Origin of the sequence: Caballeronia sp. LZ001, from assembly GCF_031450875.1 — a bacterium.
Classification (GTDB): Bacteria; Pseudomonadota; Gammaproteobacteria; order Burkholderiales; family Burkholderiaceae; genus Caballeronia.
On record NZ_JARTVX010000004.1, the window covers coordinates 1,688,064 to 1,706,547 of the forward strand.

The 18,484-nt window shown below is 61.8% G+C and carries 15 protein-coding genes; 7 read left to right on the forward strand and 8 right to left on the reverse strand.

The features are described from left to right. Window positions 1-33 precede the first annotated feature (33 nt). From P9292_RS18555 to P9292_RS18565, 3 genes are read right to left on the reverse strand one after another with little or no spacing between them, the layout of a single operon-like run. Complete coding sequence (locus P9292_RS18555) at window positions 34-858, reverse strand: sugar phosphate isomerase/epimerase (protein WP_309960578.1); 825 nt, start codon at window positions 856-858, stop codon at window positions 34-36. Window positions 859-868: 10 nt separating this feature from the next. After that, a complete protein-coding gene (locus P9292_RS18560) occupies window positions 869-1,480 on the reverse strand; it encodes an NIPSNAP family protein (protein WP_244828366.1) in 612 nt (203 codons plus the stop codon). Then, window positions 1,477-3,255, reverse strand: a complete 1,779-nt coding sequence (locus P9292_RS18565) for an FAD-dependent oxidoreductase (protein ID WP_309960581.1) — start codon at window positions 3,253-3,255, stop codon at window positions 1,477-1,479. Before P9292_RS18565 ends, P9292_RS18560 begins: the two co-directional genes overlap by 4 nt. Before the next feature lie 372 nt (window positions 3,256-3,627). Between P9292_RS18565 and P9292_RS18570 the strand changes: the two genes are divergently transcribed. Both P9292_RS18570 and P9292_RS18575 read left to right on the forward strand, forming a co-directional pair. Then, window positions 3,628-5,346, forward strand: coding sequence for a SulP family inorganic anion transporter (locus tag P9292_RS18570; protein WP_309960583.1), 1,719 nt, complete (start codon window positions 3,628-3,630; stop codon window positions 5,344-5,346). Window positions 5,347-5,856: 510 nt separating this feature from the next. After that, window positions 5,857-6,684, forward strand: a complete 828-nt coding sequence (locus tag P9292_RS18575; RefSeq protein ID WP_250493281.1) for a shikimate dehydrogenase — start codon at window positions 5,857-5,859, stop codon at window positions 6,682-6,684. A 300-nt stretch (window positions 6,685-6,984) separates the two neighbouring features. Here the strand turns inward: P9292_RS18575 and P9292_RS18580 are convergent, their stop codons facing one another. Then, the gene (locus P9292_RS18580; RefSeq protein ID WP_309960585.1) at window positions 6,985-8,322 is read right to left on the reverse strand and encodes a hypothetical protein; all 1,338 of its coding nucleotides are present in this window, start codon (window positions 8,320-8,322) and stop codon (window positions 6,985-6,987) included. 511 nt (window positions 8,323-8,833) lie between these two features. Between P9292_RS18580 and P9292_RS18585 the strand changes: the two genes are divergently transcribed. Next, a complete protein-coding gene (locus P9292_RS18585) occupies window positions 8,834-9,316 on the forward strand; it encodes a hypothetical protein (RefSeq protein ID WP_244828372.1) in 483 nt (160 codons plus the stop codon). 30 nt (window positions 9,317-9,346) lie between these two features. On the opposite strand, the gene P9292_RS18590 is transcribed toward P9292_RS18585, so the two are convergent. Both P9292_RS18590 and pdxY read right to left on the reverse strand, forming a co-directional pair. Then, window positions 9,347-10,306 (reverse strand): MBL fold metallo-hydrolase, encoded by a 960-nt coding sequence (locus P9292_RS18590; protein WP_309960588.1) that lies wholly within the window; start codon window positions 10,304-10,306, stop codon window positions 9,347-9,349. Window positions 10,307-10,421: 115 nt separating this feature from the next. Further along, a complete protein-coding gene (gene pdxY / locus P9292_RS18595; RefSeq protein ID WP_244828375.1) occupies window positions 10,422-11,300 on the reverse strand; it encodes a pyridoxal kinase PdxY in 879 nt (292 codons plus the stop codon). Between the two features lie 451 nt (window positions 11,301-11,751). On the opposite strand from pdxY, the gene glgC reads away from it, so the two are divergent. From glgC to P9292_RS18615, 4 genes are all read left to right on the forward strand, one after another. After that, window positions 11,752-13,026, forward strand: coding sequence for a glucose-1-phosphate adenylyltransferase (gene glgC / locus P9292_RS18600; RefSeq protein ID WP_244828377.1), 1,275 nt, complete (start codon window positions 11,752-11,754; stop codon window positions 13,024-13,026). Between the two features lie 37 nt (window positions 13,027-13,063). Then, window positions 13,064-14,527 (forward strand): glycogen synthase GlgA, encoded by a 1,464-nt coding sequence (gene glgA, locus P9292_RS18605; protein ID WP_309960590.1) that lies wholly within the window; start codon window positions 13,064-13,066, stop codon window positions 14,525-14,527. Between the two features lie 58 nt (window positions 14,528-14,585). After that, window positions 14,586-15,386 (forward strand): SDR family oxidoreductase, encoded by an 801-nt coding sequence (locus P9292_RS18610; RefSeq protein ID WP_244828381.1) that lies wholly within the window; start codon window positions 14,586-14,588, stop codon window positions 15,384-15,386. 64 nt (window positions 15,387-15,450) lie between these two features. Continuing rightward, entirely contained in the window at window positions 15,451-16,887 is a 1,437-nt protein-coding gene (locus tag P9292_RS18615) for a dihydrolipoyl dehydrogenase (protein ID WP_309960592.1), read from the forward strand. Between the two features lie 70 nt (window positions 16,888-16,957). Here P9292_RS18615 and P9292_RS18620 read toward each other — a convergent pair whose 3' ends face one another. Both P9292_RS18620 and mmsB read right to left on the reverse strand, forming a co-directional pair. Further along, on the reverse strand, window positions 16,958-17,290 hold the full coding sequence (locus P9292_RS18620; protein WP_309849624.1) for a hypothetical protein: 333 nt from the start codon (window positions 17,288-17,290) through the stop codon (window positions 16,958-16,960). Window positions 17,291-17,580: 290 nt separating this feature from the next. Continuing rightward, entirely contained in the window at window positions 17,581-18,474 is an 894-nt protein-coding gene (mmsB, locus tag P9292_RS18625; protein WP_309960594.1) for a 3-hydroxyisobutyrate dehydrogenase, read from the reverse strand. Window positions 18,475-18,484 lie beyond the last annotated feature (10 nt).

Below are 18,484 nucleotides of genomic sequence, written 5' to 3' on the forward strand. Positions count from 1 at the left end.
CATGATTCCACCTCGGAATTCAACCGCCATCGTTCAATGCCCGGCATAAATCTCGTCAAGCAAGGCAAGCGTCGCTTCGCGCATGCGCTTCGCGCGCTCGAGCGCGTTGGTGGTCTTGGCCCACTGTTGCGTCGGTATTTCGAGTGAAAGCGGCAAGTCTTCCGGCAGTGCATGCAAAATGCCAGACAAGTCGATACCGCCTTCACCCGGAATCATCCGCTCGCAGCGCGCCTGGAAAAGTAGTGTTTCGAGGTCGGTCGGGCGCTCGGCGGGTGCGTCGCAGAACTGCACATAGCCGAAATACTCGCGCGGCAACTCACTCAGCGTCTGGGTCGACGACCCCGCGCGGTCGAAGTGAAGCGGATCGATGATCAGCCCCGTGTTGTTGCGTTCCGCCGCCTTCACGATGCGCGCGGCTTGCACGATGTCCTTAGCGTCGGTCCACGGCATCGGTTCGAGCGATGGCGAGAGGCCATACGGACGCGCCAGATCGCACAACTGCGCGAGACGCTCGGCGGTGCGCGACTCGTCGGGATCGTTGCCCGCGACGAGCACATAGCGCGCGCCAAGTTCGGCGGCGGTCGCAAGCATCGGCTCGTACGCGGTTACATCGGTGTCGGGTTTGAGGCGAAGAATTTCCGTGTCGAGCACGCCAATGCCGGTGTCCTTCAACGCCGCGAGCGTCTCGCGCACGAGCGGTGTATCGCCGATGATGTCGTGCCGCACTTCGGTATCGGTCGCCGGAAGAAGGCGCAGGCCGACATAGTCATAGCCGGCGTTCGCCGCGCATTCGACCATCTGCGGCGGCGTCAATTCGAGCACGGTCAAAGCTGAGAGCGAAAGTTTTCGTGTGGACATATGGATTTCCTTAGCGTAGTGGCGAGAACGGTGCGGGCACATAGATGGTCGATTCCATCGTCGTCAGATGGGCGGGTCCGCCCTTCGGCGGCCATACGCCATCCTTCACCGATTCCGCGCGAATACGCGAGCGTTCATCCACGCTCTTGTACGGCCAGATGTTCAGAAAACGCGGCACGGTGCCATCGAGCGCGTACATTGCACCGATCAACGGCGAACGCTTCGTGCGTTCGGGCAAGGCGTTCTGCCACGCGTCGATGGTGTGCTGCAGGCTCGCGAGCTTCGTGCCGTAAACGCGCATTTCATAGATGCCGTTGTGTTCGGCAGGCTCGATCGGCGGCAGGAATGGAAAGAGCGCATAGCTATTTATTTCGACATCCGTAATGAATTCGCCGCAACCGAACGGATTGCCTTCGAGCAGAAGGCGCCTGCGTTCATCGATCAGTGCCGCTTCGGAAGCGTAGCCGCGCAAGACCATCACCTTGCCCAAGGCACCGATATCGGAATACCAGCATCCGAGCAAGCGCGCGCCTGCTTGCTCGCCGCTCGACTTGATGTTTTCGAAGACCTGCGCGTTCGTGCCGATCTTCACGGTGAGTGTGACTGTGTCGTACAGGGTCATTGAAATGTCCTTGCCTGATTGAATTGAGAGAGAGTGGTCATGGTTTCGATGCGATGCGCTTCGCGTTCACTGCTGTCATCGCTTTGATCTGCAAGTGCGTGGCCCGCGAGATAACCGAAGGTCATCGCCGGACCGAGCGTGATGCCGCCTGCGGGATAGTGGCCGCCCATCATGCTCGCGGCATCGTTGCCAACTGCGTAGAGGCCGGCAATCGGCATGTGCGCTTCGTCCAGCACGCGGGCGCTCGAATCGGTAGCGAGGCCGGCGAATGTACCGAGGCTGCCGGGCAGCACTTTCACTGCGTGATACGGGCCATCGGCAATAGGTGCAACGCATGGATTCGGCTTATGCGATGCATCGCCCTGCATGCGGTTGTAGGGTGTCGAGCCTCGATGAAATTGCGGATCGAAGCCGTCGCGAGCGTAGTGGTTATACGCCGCGATGGTTTCGATGAAACCAGTTGTCTCGATGCCGCAAACTCGCGCGAGCGCTTCGAGCGTGGGCGCGCTTTTCAGATAGCCCGAGCGTTCGTGCGCGCGCAACGGGAATGGAAACGGCTTCGCGGCACCAAGGCCATAGCGTCGCAGAAAACGATGATCGCAGACGAGCCACGCGCACACTTCATCGCCTGCGGGTGTGATGTCCATCAACGCGGACATGAAGTCGTAGTACGACGACGCTTCGTTCACAAAGCGCCTCCCCACACGCGTCACCGCGATCAGACCAGGCTTGCCGCGTTCGATCAGATGCGCGAACGCGACATGCGGACCATCGCGCTTCGGAACGAGCGAAACGGGCGCCCAAGCCGCGGGGTTTTCGAGCATTGCGTTGAAGTATGCGCCTGCGGCCTCGCCCATGCGAATGCCGTCGCCGGTGTTGGAACGCGGCGCCGCGGACCAATGTTCGCGGCCCGTCGGCGTATAAGCGAACGTAGCCGCGCGACGTGCTTCATCGTGCGGATAACCACCGCACGCGAGCACCACGCCGCGTCGCGCATGGACCTCATGCTTTACGCCTTCGATCTCGACATGAGCGCCGATCACACGATAGCCATCGCGCAAGAGACCGACCGCTTTAGCGCGCGTGCGCAGATCGACGCCACGATCCGCCGCCGACTTCAAGAGTCTTGCAATGAGCGCATTGCCGTTCAATAGATGCATCGATCTGCCATAGCGAAGCTTGTCGTGCGCGAACTTGGCGAAGCGTTTGGTGACATGCCACGCGGAGCGCACCGAGCGCGTGGCGTTCAGAAAGTGCGTGAGCTCTTGTCCTGGAGAGATCGCCATGCCGTTGATCGTCGTATCGAGAAGCGGTGGCCGCAGCTTGTCGATGAGCGCCCCGAGTTCGCGACCATCGAAAGGCATGGCGCACACGGAGCGGCCACCCGTTCCCGCGCCTTGCGAGGTATGAAAGTCCGGAATGCGGTTGCCATCGATGAAACGCATCGACGTATTTGTCTCGAAGAACTCGACCATGCGCGGACCGTGTTCGATGAGCGCGTCGACTTTAGCCGCGTCGTATTGCGCGCCGAGTTCGGCCTTTAGATACGTTCGCGGCGCGTCTGCTTCCTCGATCATTCCTGCGCGCGTCGCAAGCGGACTGCGCGGAACCCACATCCAGCCGCCCGACCACGCGGTCGTGCCGCCGAAGACGTCTTCCTTCTCGCAGACCAAAACGGAGAGTCCGCGCGTGGCCGCTGTCACGGCCGTCGATAGTCCGCCCGCACCGGAACCGAGCACGAGGACGTCGCATTCCAGTACCGGGTCAGGCTTCATCGCTAGGCCTGGGTTGATGCCTATTGCTTGCCGGCGCACGCGGCGACGAGTCCTCGTGCAGCAAACGCATGCTGTCTGGTGACGTTCGATGTCGCGTAGACAGCCGGGAAACAAGCTCGCGCATACGGCCGCTTGTATTCGATCTAACCAGCGTCTCCATCATTTTTGTCTCGCTCCTTCCGATTCGGATCGCAGTGATACGCGACTCGAAGCTGCCTTTAGCTGTAGAACTGTCTTTGATATTGGAATCCTATTCCATTTTCCGATCGCGCGCAAAGACCTTTTTAGATTGCTTGGCGTGAGTGATCAAGCCGCTTGGCATTGCGGCCGTCATGGGGCACGATGCGCTCTTCCCGCGACCCGGTATAACGCATGCAAGATTCAACTCCGCGACCTCCCGTGCCGCCGCGTTTCCTGAAAGGCATCTTGCCGATCGACCGGCTCGCTGCGGGACGCGACATTCTTGCGGGGCTTTCGCTCGCATCGATGGATATCCCGCAAGTCTTGGGCTATGCGCGCATTGCCGGCATGCCTGCGGTTACCGGTTTGTATACCGCATTCATTCCGCTCGCCGCGTTCGCGTTGTTCGGGGCATCGCGCCATCTCGTGGTGGCCGCGGATTCCGCCACCGCCACGATTTTCGCGAGCCGCGTATCGACCATCGCGCCGATGGCGAGCGCCGAATATGTCGAACTGGCAAGCATGGTCGCGCTGCTGACTGCCGCGTTGTTGCTGCTCGCACGGCTCTTCAGGCTCGGCTTTCTCGCCGATTTCCTTTCGCGCACGGTGCTGGCCGGTTTCCTGGCGGGCGTCGGCATACAGGTGTCGATCGCCATGCTCGGCGATATCCTCGGCATGACCGTGCCGGTGCCGTCGTCGCGCAGCCTTGCGCAGCTTTGGTATGTTGTCGACCATATCGTCGAAGCGAACTTGCCGACGCTCGCTCTCTCGTTACTCGTGATCGTCGCGATACTTGGCTTCAGACGTATCTGGCCGCGCGTGCCGATACCGCTCGTCGCGGTCATCGGCAGCATCCTCGCGAGCAAGACGTTCGGGTTCGCGGCCCACGGCATCGCGGTCCTTGGCCCGGTCGCAGGCGGATTGCCGCCGCTGCGCGTGCCACACGTCACGTGGCAGCAGTTTCTCGATCTCGTGCCCGTGGCGGCGTCGTGCTTCGTGATGATCGTGGCGCAAAGCGCGGCCGCGGCGCGCGTCTTCGCACAGCAGCACCACGAGTCCGCCGATACCAACGGCGACTTGCTCGGCCTCGCCGCCGCGAATGCGGCTGCCGCGTTCAGCGGCGCCTTCGTGGTCAACGGCAGCCCGACGCAGACAGCGATGGCCGATCGCGCCGGCGCACGCAGCCAGATCGCGCAACTCACCTTCGCGGCGGTGGTGGTCGTCGTCTTGATGTTTTTGAGCGGCTTTTTGCAGTACCTGCCGCATTGCGTGCTTGCCGCGATTGTCTTCACCATCGCCGTCGGGCTCGTCAATGTGCAAAGCCTGCAGGCCATTCGGCGCGAGAGTCCGGGAGAGTTCACGCTGGCGCTGATCACGGCGGCGGCGGTCGTTCTGATCGGGGTCGAGCATGGCATCTTGCTTGCCGTGGCGTTGTCGCTGATGCGGCATGTGCGGCACAGCTATCGTCCGCATACGATGGTACTCGCGCCCGTCGCGCCGGACCGCCGATGGCAGTTCGTACCGACGCGTCCCGGCGTCGTCACCGCGCCTGGCTTGATCGTGTATCGGTTCGGCGCCGATCTGTTTTATGCGAACGATCATCTCTTCGCGGCCGAAGTGAAGCAGTTGATCAATGCGGCGCCTCTTGAACTACGTCATTTTGTCGTCGATGCCGGCGCGATCACCGATATGGACTACTCGGCCGCGCGCACGTTGAGCGATCTAGTCGCAAGCGTGCGGCATCGCGATATCGCGATGATCTTTGGACGAGTGAATCCGTTTCTTCGGCTCGACATGGATCGGCATGGACTAACGGAAGTGATCGGCAAGTCCAATGTATTCGCGACGCTGCACGAGGCGCTTGCGGCTGCGGGGGTGAGTGCCGAGGCGCATGAAGCAGGGGCGCTTTGAGGTGCGGCGCGTTCGGCACATAGGACTCAGGGCTCGGAGTTCGGCATTCGGCTTCGGCTTCGGCATCTGGCTTCGGCATCTGGCTTCGACTGCGACTGCGGCTGCGGCTGCGGCTGCGGCTGCGGCGTTCGGCGTTCGGCGTTCGGCGTTCGGCGTTCGGCGTTCGGCGTTTGGCGTTTGGCGTTCGGCGTTCGGCGTTCGGCGTTCGGCGTTCGGCTTCGGCTTCGGCACGTTCACACTCGTTTTGCATTGGATTTGTATTTTAGATACCCGCAAGTTGCATACTGCATGCACTTTGCCCACGCTGGCGCAGAGAGCCGTGAGGCACTTCCTCCGACCACTCACTCTGTATATTTCAAGTAAGCCGAAATTAAAGACCGTTAGTTGCCAACGCAGACAGAAGATTGAATCCAATTCCAATTTAGACTACAGTTCATCAACGCTTTTGAGCTAAGACACCCATCCGCGCAACGTCCACCGACCGAAGCGCACAAAGGAGACATTCAAAGCATGGCGCAGGACACATCCTTCTCCGCATCGCTCGATGCGGGCTTAAGCGGCGCAACTCGCCTCTACTTCATCGTCGGCGATCCCATTGCGCAAGTACGTTCGCCCTCCGGCGTGACCGCCGCCTTGCGCAAGGCAGGACACGATGCAATCGTGATCCCGGCTCACGTCGCACCTGCCGACCTCGCCGCTTTCTTCGCCGGCGTCACGCCAATGCAAAACGTCGATGGCGTCATCATCACCGTGCCGCACAAGTTCAGCGCCGCTGGCTTCTGCGCGTCGCTCGCGGAAGAATCCGCGTTCCTCGGAGCGGCCAACATGCTAAGACGCAACGCGGACGGCTCCTGGCACGGCGGCATGTCCGACGGCGCCGCGATGGTCGCGGCCCTTGGCGACGCAGGCTGCGATCCGCAAGGAAAACGCGCGCTTCTAATCGGCGCGGGCGGCGCGGGATCGGCAATCGGTCATGCGTTGGTAAATGCGGGCGTCGCATCGCTCGCTGTCCGCGATTTCGATGCCGCGCGCACCAAAGCCCTCGCCTCGCGTTTAGCGAGTCTGGGTCGCGGCGCCGTGAGCGTCGATAGCGACTCGGGCGCGGAGAACTTCGACATCGTCGTGAATGCCTCGCCTGCCGGAATGCGCGAAGGCGATCCGCTGCCAATCGATGTATCGAAGCTCGATGCAAAGACTTTCGTCGGCGATGTCGTCACGAAGCCGCCGCTTACGCCGTTCATCGAAGCGGCGCGCGCGCAAGGTTGCCGCACCGTCACCGGCACACAAATGTTCGGGCGCGTGTGCGACAAAATCGTGGACTATCTGTTGAAGCGCTGAGGCCGCGCCAGCCGAATAAAGGCTTTCGGTTTCAATTCCATGGTCCTTGCTGCACTTTGATGGCCGCGCATTCGCTTCCTTCCGAAGCGCGTGCCGATCTCATTAGCCTCTTCGTAGCAGCCCGGAGCGCACCGCGAGAGTCGCTACAGCATGAAGACGCACGACGGCGCCAAGCGCGATATCGACAGCGCGCTTGAACCGCAAGACGGTCAGTGCGTAACCACCATCGTTTCCGCCCAGCGCGGCTATGCGCGGCCCATGCCTGCCACGAGTGCTCATGAGCGGCAACGGCGGGTCAACTCATTTGCCCGCCGTCCTTTGATGCATGCGGACGCGTTGCGCCAGTTCATCCGCAACGCGTTCCACCACGGGCCGCCAGTCGCCCGCCACATGCTGACGCAGCAGTTGCACCGAGTCGTACCACGGCTGCGTCTCGCCGGTTCCCCAACACCAGTGCGATGCAAGATCGATCATCGCCAGCACCGGCCGCCCAAGCGCGCCACCGAGATGCAAGGGCGAACTATCGATAGTCACCAATACGTCCAGCGCCGTGAGCAATGCAGCGGAGTCGTGAAAATTGTCTCGATAGCGCTGCGCAACCTCGACGACACACGCACCTGCCGCGCGCATCTTTGCGATATCGCCATCGCGGCCGGGAGCAACCGGATAAAACGTCACGTTCGACAGACGCCAAAGCGGCGCAAGCGCATCGACGGGAATGCTGCGTTGACCATCGCGCCGATGCGTCGGACTGCCCGCCCAGACGATGCCGACACGCAAGTTATCGGCGCCTTCTTCTTCGAGCAAGCAGCGCCACGCCGCAACGCGTTCCGCATCGGCATGCAGATACGCGCGGCCCTCGATATCCGCCGGCATTAAGCCTAGCCAGAACGGCATGCTCATCATGGGTATGGAGTAATCGCAGCCGCTGAATGCATGTTCCGCGACCAGCACGCAATCAGGCACGACACGCTCGATGAGCGAGTGAAGGACGTGGCGCACAGCCAGCATCGGCTCGCCGCCGTGCGCGCGCACCAACTCTGCGAATCGCGGATATAGACGCACGAACTGGATATCGTCGCCATGACCGATCTCGCTATACACAACCACGCGCCTTCCCGCGAGCGATTCACCGCGCCAGCGCGGCGCTTCACGTTCCACGCGGGTGACGACGCTCTTGTCGCCATGATGCGGGTTTGTCAAACGATGTTCGAAGCGCGTCCAGCCGTCACGCCACGCGCCGCGACGCAATTCGAGATCGGCTAGATCAATCGGGAGATGCGGCGCATTCGGACTCTGCGCGATAGCCTGGCGGTAAAGCGCTTCCGCTTCCTCATAACGCGCCTCTTCGTTCAGATACATCGCGATCGCGCCCGTGACGAGACCGTTGTCCGGATGCAGCCTTGCGGCATCACGCATGACCGCTTCGGCCTTCATGCAGTCATGCCGCATCCAGTGACTATGACTGAGTTGCCAGGACAGTTCGACATCGGCAGGAAAGCACTGCAGCGCGTTTGCACAGAAGTGCTCGAGCAACGCCCAATCGCCGGAATCACGTATTTCCAAAGCGTGCTTGAGTGCGTGGTTCGCGTCGGGATACTGCTTGAAATCGAATGAATCAACGAGCAGACAAGGCATGAATGAAGCGAGGAAACGAAGCGGATTATCAGTGTAGCCAACGCATGGCGTTGCGCGCGTTCAGAAACGCAAAGATATGTTTGAAAGCGCAACGATGATGCACATCGTTCCGAAGCGCTTACTCGAGCAATGAACCTTGCGACGACGAGGTTTCAGCCTGAACGGAATCACGACGACCATGAAATGGTGTGCTTCCGAATCGAGGTTGAGCGCCGCGCGGGCGTTTGCCATACTCCTCAATGTTGTCTCCTCACGCGTTCACCCTAACGGGATTTCAACTGGACGCGCTCTCGCCGCCTACCCCGGGCGGCATTTTTTTATCCGTCTGTCTTGCTAACTAATCGATGGATTTTCCTCAGACACTTCAAGCGTTTTCTATCAGCGCTTAGTGACAAGATAACGCCAAAATTAAGCACTCATCCGCGCTTCGTAGCAGTGCCAATTGACAGCCACTTGCGAAGCATGAAAGCATCGCCGTCGATCTTCCTCAAAGCCACCGGAGACCTTCGCGATGATCTACCACGCATCCATTCCCGCCCGCGATCCACAACACGTCGCCAACGTGCTCGCCGAACTCTGGAACGGTTTCGCCGCGCCGTTTCCATCGTTTCCCGACTCGTGGATGGCCGTCGCCGGCGATGACCGCGGCAGCATCATCGAAGTCTATCCGGGCGATCGCGTCATCACGCCCGGCGGCGGCGCGGAAACCAGCGTGAGTTTTGGCGCGGGCAAGGTCGACCGTCCGCAATACAGCGCGTTTCATATGGCGATTGCCACGCAGATGGACGCGGCGCAAGTGATCGCCATCGGCGAACGCGAAGGCTGGCGCGCGGTGCGCTGCACGCGCGGCCGCAATTTCTTCGACGTGATCGAACTATGGATCGAAAACTCGACGATGCTCGAATTCCTCACGCCCGACATGCAGGCGCAGTACCTCGCATTCGCCACGCCGGAGAACTTCAAGGCAATGGCCGCAGCCGCCGCGACCGCGTGATTGACGACCAAACGCGAACGGCCGCGCGCATCATTCCTGCAACGCGGTCCACATTTCCTTGTCGCGCTCGGCGGTCCAGATACGCGGATGCGTGATGCCGCTCGCTTCGTCGAAGGCGCGCGAGACATCGAAAGGCAGGCAATGCTCGTAGATGAAGACGTGGCCGAACTTCGGGTCCATCGACTTGCGTGCGAGCGCCATCGCGCCCTTGAGGTCGAGTCGTTGCGCAACGGCTTCGCGCCCGGCGGCAAGCAGTGTCGTGACGAAGTCCTTCGTGTAGTCGAGACCCTTGTGCACATCTTGAGGCGTGAGCAACGCGGGGCCACGGCCCGGCACGAGCTTCCGCGCATTCAGCGCGCGCAAGGCTTCGAGCGTCGTCGGCCATTGCGCGAGCTGGGCATCGCCGCAATAACACGCGGCGTCGTATTCGACCAGATCGCCCGAAAACAGCACGTCCTGCGATGGCAGCCATACGACCGTATCGCCCTTCGTGTGACCCGCGCCGAGATGCGCGATGCGCACTTCGAGCTTGCCTAGCCAGAGCGTGATCTCGCGATCGAACACGAGCGTGGGCCATGTCAGGCCCGGCACCGTCTCGACGCCTGCAAAGAGGCGCGGAAAGCGCTCGATCTCCGACTTCATGTCCGCCTCGCCGCGCTCGACGATCATCTCGTACGTGCCACGGCTCGCGATGACCTGCTGCGCGCCTTCCGCGAAATACGCCGATGCGCCCAGCACGCGCACCGCGTGATAGTGCGACAGCACGACGTACTTGATCGGCTTGTCGGTGACGCTGCGAATCTTCGCGATCAGATCCTGCGCCATTGCGGGCGTCGCGGTCGTATCGACGATCAGCACGGCGTCGTCGCCGACGATCACGCCCGAGTTCGGATCGCCTTCTGCAGTATAGGCATAGGCGTTCTCGGAGAGCTGCGTGAAAGTGATCTTCTTCTCTTCCAGGTCCGCCTGGGATGCGAATGCCTTTGCCATGTCGCGCTTCCATGAGTGAGAGTCGATGAATCATCGACGCCCATCTGGCAGCTTGTCAAAAGCAACCGCGCGTTCTGTCAGCCAACCAAGGGTAAATACGGGGCGCGTGGCCGGACTATCGCCGCGCCATCTCGGTGCCCGACACGCGAATGGCCGGAAACCAGTCGGTGGGCTTTGCGATCTCGTCCTGCGAGGCGACGATCTCCAGCTCGTAACGCCCTGCATCGTAAGTCGTCTTCACCACCGCGTTGACGGCCGCGAGCGTGTGTTCGAGCGCGTGGCGCAAGGAATCGCCCTGCAAGGTGCGCGCGACGAACACACCGCTCGTCAGATCGCCGACGCCCACTGGCTGACGCGCGAACGGATACAGCGGACGCTGCGCGAACCACGCTTCGTGCGCGTTCACGGCCAGCATGTTGAAGGTATCGGCGCGACTGTTGCGGTCGAGCAGATGCTTGACGAGCAGCGTGCGCGGCCCGCGCGCGATGACTTCGCGGCAGGCATCGACGGCTTCTTCCACCGTCTCGATCGGCCGGCCCGCGAGCTTTTCGAGTTCGAGGTGATTGGGCATCATGGCATCGGCGACTTCGGGCATGGTCGTCACGAGGAAGTCTTCGATGCCCGGCGCCACCGTGCAGCCGCCCGTCACGCCCATGACCGGATCGCAAAAGAAGAGCGCGCGCGGATTCACCGCCTTCACCATCTTCACGATCTCGACCACCGCGCGGCCTTGCTCGGTCGCGCCGAGAAAGCCCGACAGCACGGCGTTGCAGCGGCCGAGCACGCCGATCGCGCCGATACCTTCGATCACGCTCTGAAGCTCGTCGGCGTCGACCACGCTTCCGGTCCAGCGGCCATATTGCGTGTGATTGGAGAACTGCACCGTGTTGAGCGGCCAGACGTTGACGCCGAGACGGCGCATTGGGAAAACCGCCGCGCTATTGCCGGCGTGGCCGAACACCACATGCGACTGGATACTCAGGACGTTGTTCATGTTTTTGATTCCCGGGTGCGGCTTGTTCGGTCAGGAGAATGCCGCATGGCATGCGGCTTCTCTTCGTGCTCGCAAGCGTTTGCGTGTGGATCACGAAGCTTGCATAGCCGTATTGTGCCGTGCCTTAACGCACCGCGGCATCGTCCACGCACGATAAATTGCGCAACTGCAACACCCGAGAAGGCCGCCGCACGGGCGTTCGGCACGCTGTTTGCTCGAAAATGCCGCCAGCATTTCCGTGCACTGCGCGCGGCAGCGCGGATCGGTGGAACAAAAAAAGAGCGACATCGGTACACGAATGCCGACGCGCACCGGATAATGCTTCCACCCTGTTCGTGCGCGCGAACCCATGGACCTACCCCAAGCCAGCGAGCTCGCGCGCCGCCAGCATACGAGGACGAACAAGAGAGCAGCATCAATTCACTAGTCGCAGGTCAAATCAGGAGCTGACATGGAGACGTCGTCAAAGAATCGCACCGATTTGCAAAAGTCGACCCTGGCAATCGTCCTCGCCGGAGGGCGCGGCACTCGTCTCGGACCGCTTACCGACAGGCGCGTCAAACCTGCCGTGCATTTCGGCGGCAAGTACCGCATCGTCGATTTCGCTTTATCGAACTGCCTCAACTCGGGCATCCGCCGTATCGCCGTCGTCACGCAATACAAGGCTCACTCGCTGTTGCGCCATCTTCAGCGCGGCTGGGGTTTCCTTCGCGGCGAGTTCAACGAGTTCATCGATATCTGGCCGGCGCAGCAGCGCGTCGATTCGAGCTGGTATCGCGGCACGGCCGACGCCGTGTTCCAGAACCTCGACATCATCCGGTCGATTGCGCCGGAGTTCATCATCGTGCTGGCGGGCGATCACATCTACAAGATGGATTACACGCGCATGGTGCTCGACCACGTGGAGAGCGGCGCGGATTGCACGGTCGGCTGCATCGAAGTGCCGCGCATGGACGCGACCGCCTTCGGCGTGATGCATGTCGATGAAAATCGCCGCGTGACGGACTTCCTGGAGAAGCCCGCCGATCCGCCCGCCATGCCCGGCAAGCCCGACGTGGCGCTCGCGAGCATGGGCATCTATGTGTTCAGCGCGAAGTATCTTTACCACCTGCTCGAAGAGAACATCGCCGCGTCGAACACGGATCACGACTTCGGCAAGGACATCATTCCGCGCGTGGTGACGAGCGGCACGGCCATCGCGCATCCGTTCAGCATGTCGTGCGTGACCTCCAGCGCCGATCCCGAAGCGCCCGCTTACTGGCGCGATGTCGGCACCGTGGATGCCTACTGGGCCGCAAACCTCGACCTTGCATCGACCATCCCCGAACTGGATTTGTACGACCGCAAATGGCCGATCTGGACCAACCAGGAACAGTTGCCACCAGGCAAGTTCGTGCGCGATCTCAACGGCCAGCAAGGCGCGATCACCAATCTGCTCGTCTGCGGCGGCTGCGTGATCTCGGGTTCGCAAGTTTCGAAGTCGGTGTTCTCGTCGGCGGTGCGGGTGCACTCGTTCTGTAACATCAATGAGGCAGTCTTGTTGCCTCAGGTGACGATAGGACCGAGTTGCCGATTGCAGCGCGTGGTGATCGATCGCGGTTGCACGGTGCCGGAAGGTCTCGTGATCGGCGAAGATCCGGACGACGATGCCGCGCGCTTTTTCCGCACGGAGTCCGGCGTCACGCTCGTCACGCGCGAAGCGTTGCAGCGGCTCGCGGATCGTTGAAGCCACGAAGTAGTCAACTCAACCTACGGGAGCGCCGATGACCGTGTGCGTGCTGCATGTTGCAGCAGAAATGTTTCCGCTGTTGAAAACCGGCGGCCTCGCCGACGTAGTCGGGGCGCTGCCGCCGGCGCAATCGCAACTGGGCACGAACGCGCGCGTGGTGCTGCCGGGCTTTCCCGCCGTGCTCGAAGGTCTCACCGGCATCGAGCCCGTCGCGGATCTGGGCGCTGCGTTCGGTGCCGGCAATGTGCGGCTCGAACGCGGTGTGCTGCAGCCGCATGGCGTGATCGTCTACGTCGTGCGGGCCGACCAGTTTTACGACCGTCCGGGCAATCCCTATCTGGATGCCGCGCATCGCCCGTATGCGGACAACGACCGGCGCTTCGCGCTGCTCGGCTGGAGCGCGGCACGTATCGCTGGCGGCGCCGATCCCGCTTGGCAGCCGCAGATCGTGCACGCGCACGACTGGCATGCGGGCCTCGCGCCCGCCTACATGCGCGCGTTCGAGCGTGAAGGCGCGCCGCGCGTCGCCACGGTGATGACGGTGCACAACCTTGCGTATCAGGGCGTCTTTCCGGCGTCCGAGTTCGGCGCGCTGCAATTGCCGGGCGACTTTTTCGCGGTCGATGGCGTCGAGTTCTATAGTCATGTCTCGTTTTTGAAGGCCGGGCTTTACTACGCGGACCGCATTACCACGGTGAGTCCGACTTACGCCCGCGAGATCCAGACGCAAGCCCACGGCGCGGGTCTGCATGGCCTGTTGCAGTCGCGTACCCACGACATCACCGGGATTCTGAACGGCGTCGATTATTCGATCTGGAGCCCTGCCGTCGATGACTCCATCGCGTCGCGCTACACGGCCGCGAAGCCATCGGCGAAAAGCAAATGCAAAGCCGCCTTGCAGGAGCGCATGGGCCTCACGCGCGATGACGACGCCCTGCTCTTCGGCGTCGTCAGCCGCCTGACCGAGCAGAAGGGTCTCGACCTGCTGCTTTCCGCCGTGCCGGATATCGTGCAGCGCGGCGGCCAGCTCGTCGTGCTCGGCACGGGCGACCCGGCGCTCGAAACCGGCATGAAGAACGCGGCGCTCGCGCATCCGGGCGCGGTGGCCGTCGAACTGGTTTTCGACGAAACGCTCTCGCATTCGATCATCGCGGGCAGCGATGTCGTCATGGTGCCGTCGCGCTTCGAGCCTTGCGGACTCACGCAGCTTTATGCGCTGTCGTATGGCGCGCCGCCGCTCGTGCATCGCGTGGGCGGGCTCGCGGATACGGTCGTCGATTGCTCGCTGGAAAATCTCGCGGATGAACTCGCGACCGGCTTTACCTTCGATGTCTTCGACCGCGCGGGAATCGTCGGCGCAATCCGGCGCGCGTTCGCGTTGAAAGCGCGTCGCACGGAGTGGAAGACCGTCGTCAAACGCGCAATGACGCAGAACTTCGGCTGGGAGACGGCGGCATTGCGCTACGCGGAGGTCTATCAGGGCGTGCTCGGCGCGTGAACGTGCCGGGCGCGCACCTTGCTTGCCGCCACGTGACGCAAATCACACGGAAACGCTCATGCAACGATCCCTCGAAGGCCAGATCGCGCTCGTCACGGGCGCGAGTTCCGGCATCGGCGCGGGTGTCGCCCAGTCGCTCGCCGATGCCGGCGCGAAAGTCGCCATCAACTATCACTCGCACGCGGAACCCGCCGAAAAGCTCGCCGCCGAGATTACGGCGAATGGCGGCGATGCCTTCGCCGTCGCCGCCGACGTCTCCGACGAACACGAAACCGACGCCATGTTCGATGCCGTCGTCAAGCGCTATGGCACGGTGGATATCGTCGTGGCGAACTCCGGCCTGCAAAAGGACGCGAGGTTCACCGAACTCACGCTCGACGACTGGCGCCGGGTTATCGACACGAACCTGACCGGGCAATTTCTCACCGCGCAGCGCGCGGTACGCGAGTTTCAGCGGCGCGGGCCGCGGCCGGTGTCGAAGGCGCTCGGCAAGATCATTTGCATGAGTTCGGTTCACGAGATCATTCCGTGGGCAGGGCACGTGAACTACGCATCGTCGAAAGGCGGCATTCAGATGATGATGAAGTCGCTCGCGCAGGAAGTCGCGCCGCTGCGCATCCGCGTCAATTCCATCGCGCCCGGTGCCATCCGCACGCCGATCAACAAGGACGCGTGGGACACGCAGGAAGCGCTCGACCGGCTGCTCACGCTCGTGCCTTATGGGCGCGTCGGCGAAGTGGAAGACATCGGGCGCGCGGCGGTCTGGCTCGCCTCCGACGACAGCGATTACGTCATCGGCACGACGCTCTTCGTCGACGGCGGCATGACGCTTTACCCCGGTTTCGCCGACAACGGATGATCTGTTCGTCCCGACAACAAACGAAGGCCAGCGGGCCGCAACCACATAACCAACGGGACATACGATGAAGACAATCACAGTAGACGTCGCCGTGATCGGGGCGGGCACGGCCGGTCTCGCCGCGTTTCGCGCGGCAAGCGAGGCTGGCGCGAAGGCCGTCGTGATCGAAAGCGGCGAACTGGGAACGACGTGCGCGCGCATCGGCTGCATGCCGTCGAAGCTCTTGCTCGCCGCCGCGAACGGCCTGCACGACGCGCACGCGCTGGCTCCGCGCGGTATCGAAGGCACGCATGCGCTCGATGCCAATTTCGCGCACGTGCTCGACTATGTGCGGCACGAGCGCGATCACTTCGTGAATAGCGTGATCGAGGAAACGAAGTCGTTTCCCGACGGGTCGATCCTGCGCGGCCACGCCCGCTTCGACGGGCCGACGACGCTCGTCGTTAGCGACGAGACGCGCATCGAGGCGAAAAGTATCGTGATCGCGACGGGCGCGGCGCCCGTGATTCCAGACGAGTTGAAGGTCTTCGAGGACAAACTCATCACGAGCGACGATCTGTTCGAACTGCACACGTTCCCAAAGCGCATGGCCATCTTCGGCGCGGGACCGATCGCGCTGGAACTCGGACAGGCGCTGTCGCGGCTGGGCGTCGAAATATTCATCTTCGCGAAAGGCGGCGGCGTCGGCGCGATCAGCGACACGCCCGTGCGCGATGCGCTCGCCGCCGCGCTCGCCGACGAGTTCTATCTGGATGCGGATGCGAAGATCGACGAAATGTCGCTCATGGACGGGCAACCGACGCTGCGCTTCAAGACGCCCCTAGGCGACGAGCGCATCGAGCGCTTCGATCTCGTGCTCGCCGCGACCGGACGCGCGCCGAATCTAAAGCCGCTCGACCTCGGCAAAACGGGCATCGAGCTGAACGACAAGGGCGTGCCGCTCTTCGACGAAAACACCATGCAATGCGGCAAGAGCGCGATTTTCATTGCAGGCGATTGCGACGGCACCCGTCCCTGGCTACAGGATGCCGCCGACGAAGGCAAGCTCGCAGGCGACAATGCCGCGCGCTTCCCGGACGTGAAGCCGGTCAAGCGCAAGGCGCCCTTTTCCATCGTGTTCTGCGAGCCGCAGGTGGCGATCGTCGGCGCAGCCTACGACGATCTCGACAAGCAGATGACGGTGACGGGCGAAGTATCGTTCGAGACGCAAGGACGCAGTCGGGTAATGCGGCAGAATCGCGGCCTTCTCCATATTTACGCCGATGCCAAAACCGGCAAGCTGCGCGGCGCGCAAGGCTGCGGCCCGGCGATGGAACATCTCGGGCATTTACTCGCCTGGGCAATGCAACTCGACTTGACGCTGGACGAAACGCTGAAGCTGCCTTTCTATCACCCGGTTGTCGAAGAAGGATTGCGCACCGCGTTAAAAGATGCGAATAGAAAGTGCTATGAAGAACGCTCGGAGACGCCACCGGGATTGCCCAGCGCCGCAGGTTATTGAACGCCTGAAACGAGAAAGGCCGGCTGCAAAAGCAGCCGGCCCTTTTTTACTTAGAGCAAGAATGCGTGATTTAGCTTTGGCTCAAGCCATATTGCAGTGCAAGGTCAAAACCGAGCACGACGAGCGAACAAAACAGCCCCAGCGACAAATTCGCAAGGCGATGCCCCACGTCCTTATGCTTCGTCAACACCGCGCCCGCCAGGAAAGCAATTTCAACGATGACCTGCATGGCGAACACGGCGACCATCAGCGCGAACTCATAACCCATCGCGTTGAAGTTCATGAAATTAAAGCCGTTGACCGCAACGTAAGACCCTACTCGCCAGATTTCGTATGCCAATAATAGCAACGGGAAAAAGTAGCTGGCTACATAAGTCGGCAGCGTGGCGTGCCGCAGTTCCATGTTTAAGTGTCGTGTTACTTGCATCGCGTACTCCTCGTCTGAGCGCCCGACAGGCCGGGCTAATCGCCTGCATCCAGTAACGCCATTGCAGCCGTGTTTAAACAGTACAAGGGCGTCGTGCTTTCAGAATAGGACAATTTTCGAGAAAGCGAATCATCGTTATCCCGATGATTCCACCCAGTAAGGGGTTTAAAGCGACATGGTGCAGTGCAGCTTAATAAAGCGATTATTACGTTAAGACGAATTAGGCACGCACGTGCGTGCCTAATTAACCTATTGCTTAATCTGCGTTACCGCTCCTGGGTTTTTCCGTATAACCTGATAATGCCCGAAAAGTCGAGTCCGCCTAATCCCTGCTGGCTCATCGACTGATACAATTGTTGTGCCAGGGCGCCCATGAAGACGGGCTGTTTCGCGCCGCACGCGGCATCGACTGCAAGGCCGAGATCTTTGAGCATGAGATCCGCGCCGAAGCCGCCGCTATATCCGCGCGAAGCCGGCGCGGTTTCGACAATCCCCGGATAGGGATTACACGTATCCGAACTCCAGCAACGCCCCGTCGATGTATTGACAATACTCGCCAGTTTCGAAGGCTCGATACCGAGCGTTTCTCCGAGTTTCATTGCTTCGGCTACGCCGATCATCGAAATACCAAGCAGCAGGTTATTGCAGATCTTCGCAATCTGGCCCGTTCCGGTTTCGCCGCAACGCACCATGTTTTTACCCATGCCCGCCAACACGGGACGCAAGGTTTCGAAAAGCGCTTCTTCCGCGCCGACCATGAAGGTGAGCGTGCCGGCCTGCGCGCCGACCACGCCGCCAGACACCGGCGCGTCCGCAAACGGATTGCCGTGCTCCGCCGCCACCGCGCCGATGAACTTCGCCGTCGCCGGGTCGATCGTGCTGCTGTCCACGAGCGGAACGCCTGCCTTGACGCCCGCGAGCACGCCGTCATCGCCGAGATAGACCGCCTTCACGTGCGCGGCGGCGGGCAGCATGGTGATGACCACTTCCGCATCCCGCACCGCGTCGCTCGGGCGCGCGGCGAGCGTCGCGCCTGCCGCTTTCGCCGCATCGAGCGCGGGCGCGGAAAGATCGAACGCCGTCACCGCGTGACCGGCCTTGAGGAGATTCGCCGCCATCGGGCCACCCATGTGCCCGAGTCCGATAAAGCCGATATGCATCGCTGTCTCC

Coding starts and splice junctions, on each gene's coding strand:
- glgA (WP_309960590.1), top strand. CDS start 13,064: ATGACCGTGTGCGTGCTGCATGTTGCAGCAGAAATGTTTCCGCTGTTG.
- P9292_RS18590 (WP_309960588.1), bottom strand. CDS start 10,306: ATGGCAAAGGCATTCGCATCCCAGGCGGACCTGGAAGAGAAGAAGATC.
- P9292_RS18620 (WP_309849624.1), bottom strand. CDS start 17,290: ATGGAACTGCGGCACGCCACGCTGCCGACTTATGTAGCCAGCTACTTT.
- P9292_RS18575 (WP_250493281.1), top strand. CDS start 5,857: ATGGCGCAGGACACATCCTTCTCCGCATCGCTCGATGCGGGCTTAAGC.
- P9292_RS18615 (WP_309960592.1), top strand. CDS start 15,451: ATGAAGACAATCACAGTAGACGTCGCCGTGATCGGGGCGGGCACGGCC.
- P9292_RS18570 (WP_309960583.1), top strand. CDS start 3,628: ATGCAAGATTCAACTCCGCGACCTCCCGTGCCGCCGCGTTTCCTGAAA.
- mmsB (WP_309960594.1), bottom strand. CDS start 18,474: ATGCATATCGGCTTTATCGGACTCGGGCACATGGGTGGCCCGATGGCG.
- glgC (WP_244828377.1), top strand. CDS start 11,752: ATGGAGACGTCGTCAAAGAATCGCACCGATTTGCAAAAGTCGACCCTG.
- P9292_RS18555 (WP_309960578.1), bottom strand. CDS start 858: ATGTCCACACGAAAACTTTCGCTCTCAGCTTTGACCGTGCTCGAATTG.
- pdxY (WP_244828375.1), bottom strand. CDS start 11,300: ATGAACAACGTCCTGAGTATCCAGTCGCATGTGGTGTTCGGCCACGCC.
- P9292_RS18585 (WP_244828372.1), top strand. CDS start 8,834: ATGATCTACCACGCATCCATTCCCGCCCGCGATCCACAACACGTCGCC.
- P9292_RS18580 (WP_309960585.1), bottom strand. CDS start 8,322: ATGCCTTGTCTGCTCGTTGATTCATTCGATTTCAAGCAGTATCCCGAC.
- P9292_RS18560 (WP_244828366.1), bottom strand. CDS start 1,480: ATGACCCTGTACGACACAGTCACACTCACCGTGAAGATCGGCACGAAC.
- P9292_RS18610 (WP_244828381.1), top strand. CDS start 14,586: ATGCAACGATCCCTCGAAGGCCAGATCGCGCTCGTCACGGGCGCGAGT.
- P9292_RS18565 (WP_309960581.1), bottom strand. CDS start 3,255: ATGAAGCCTGACCCGGTACTGGAATGCGACGTCCTCGTGCTCGGTTCC.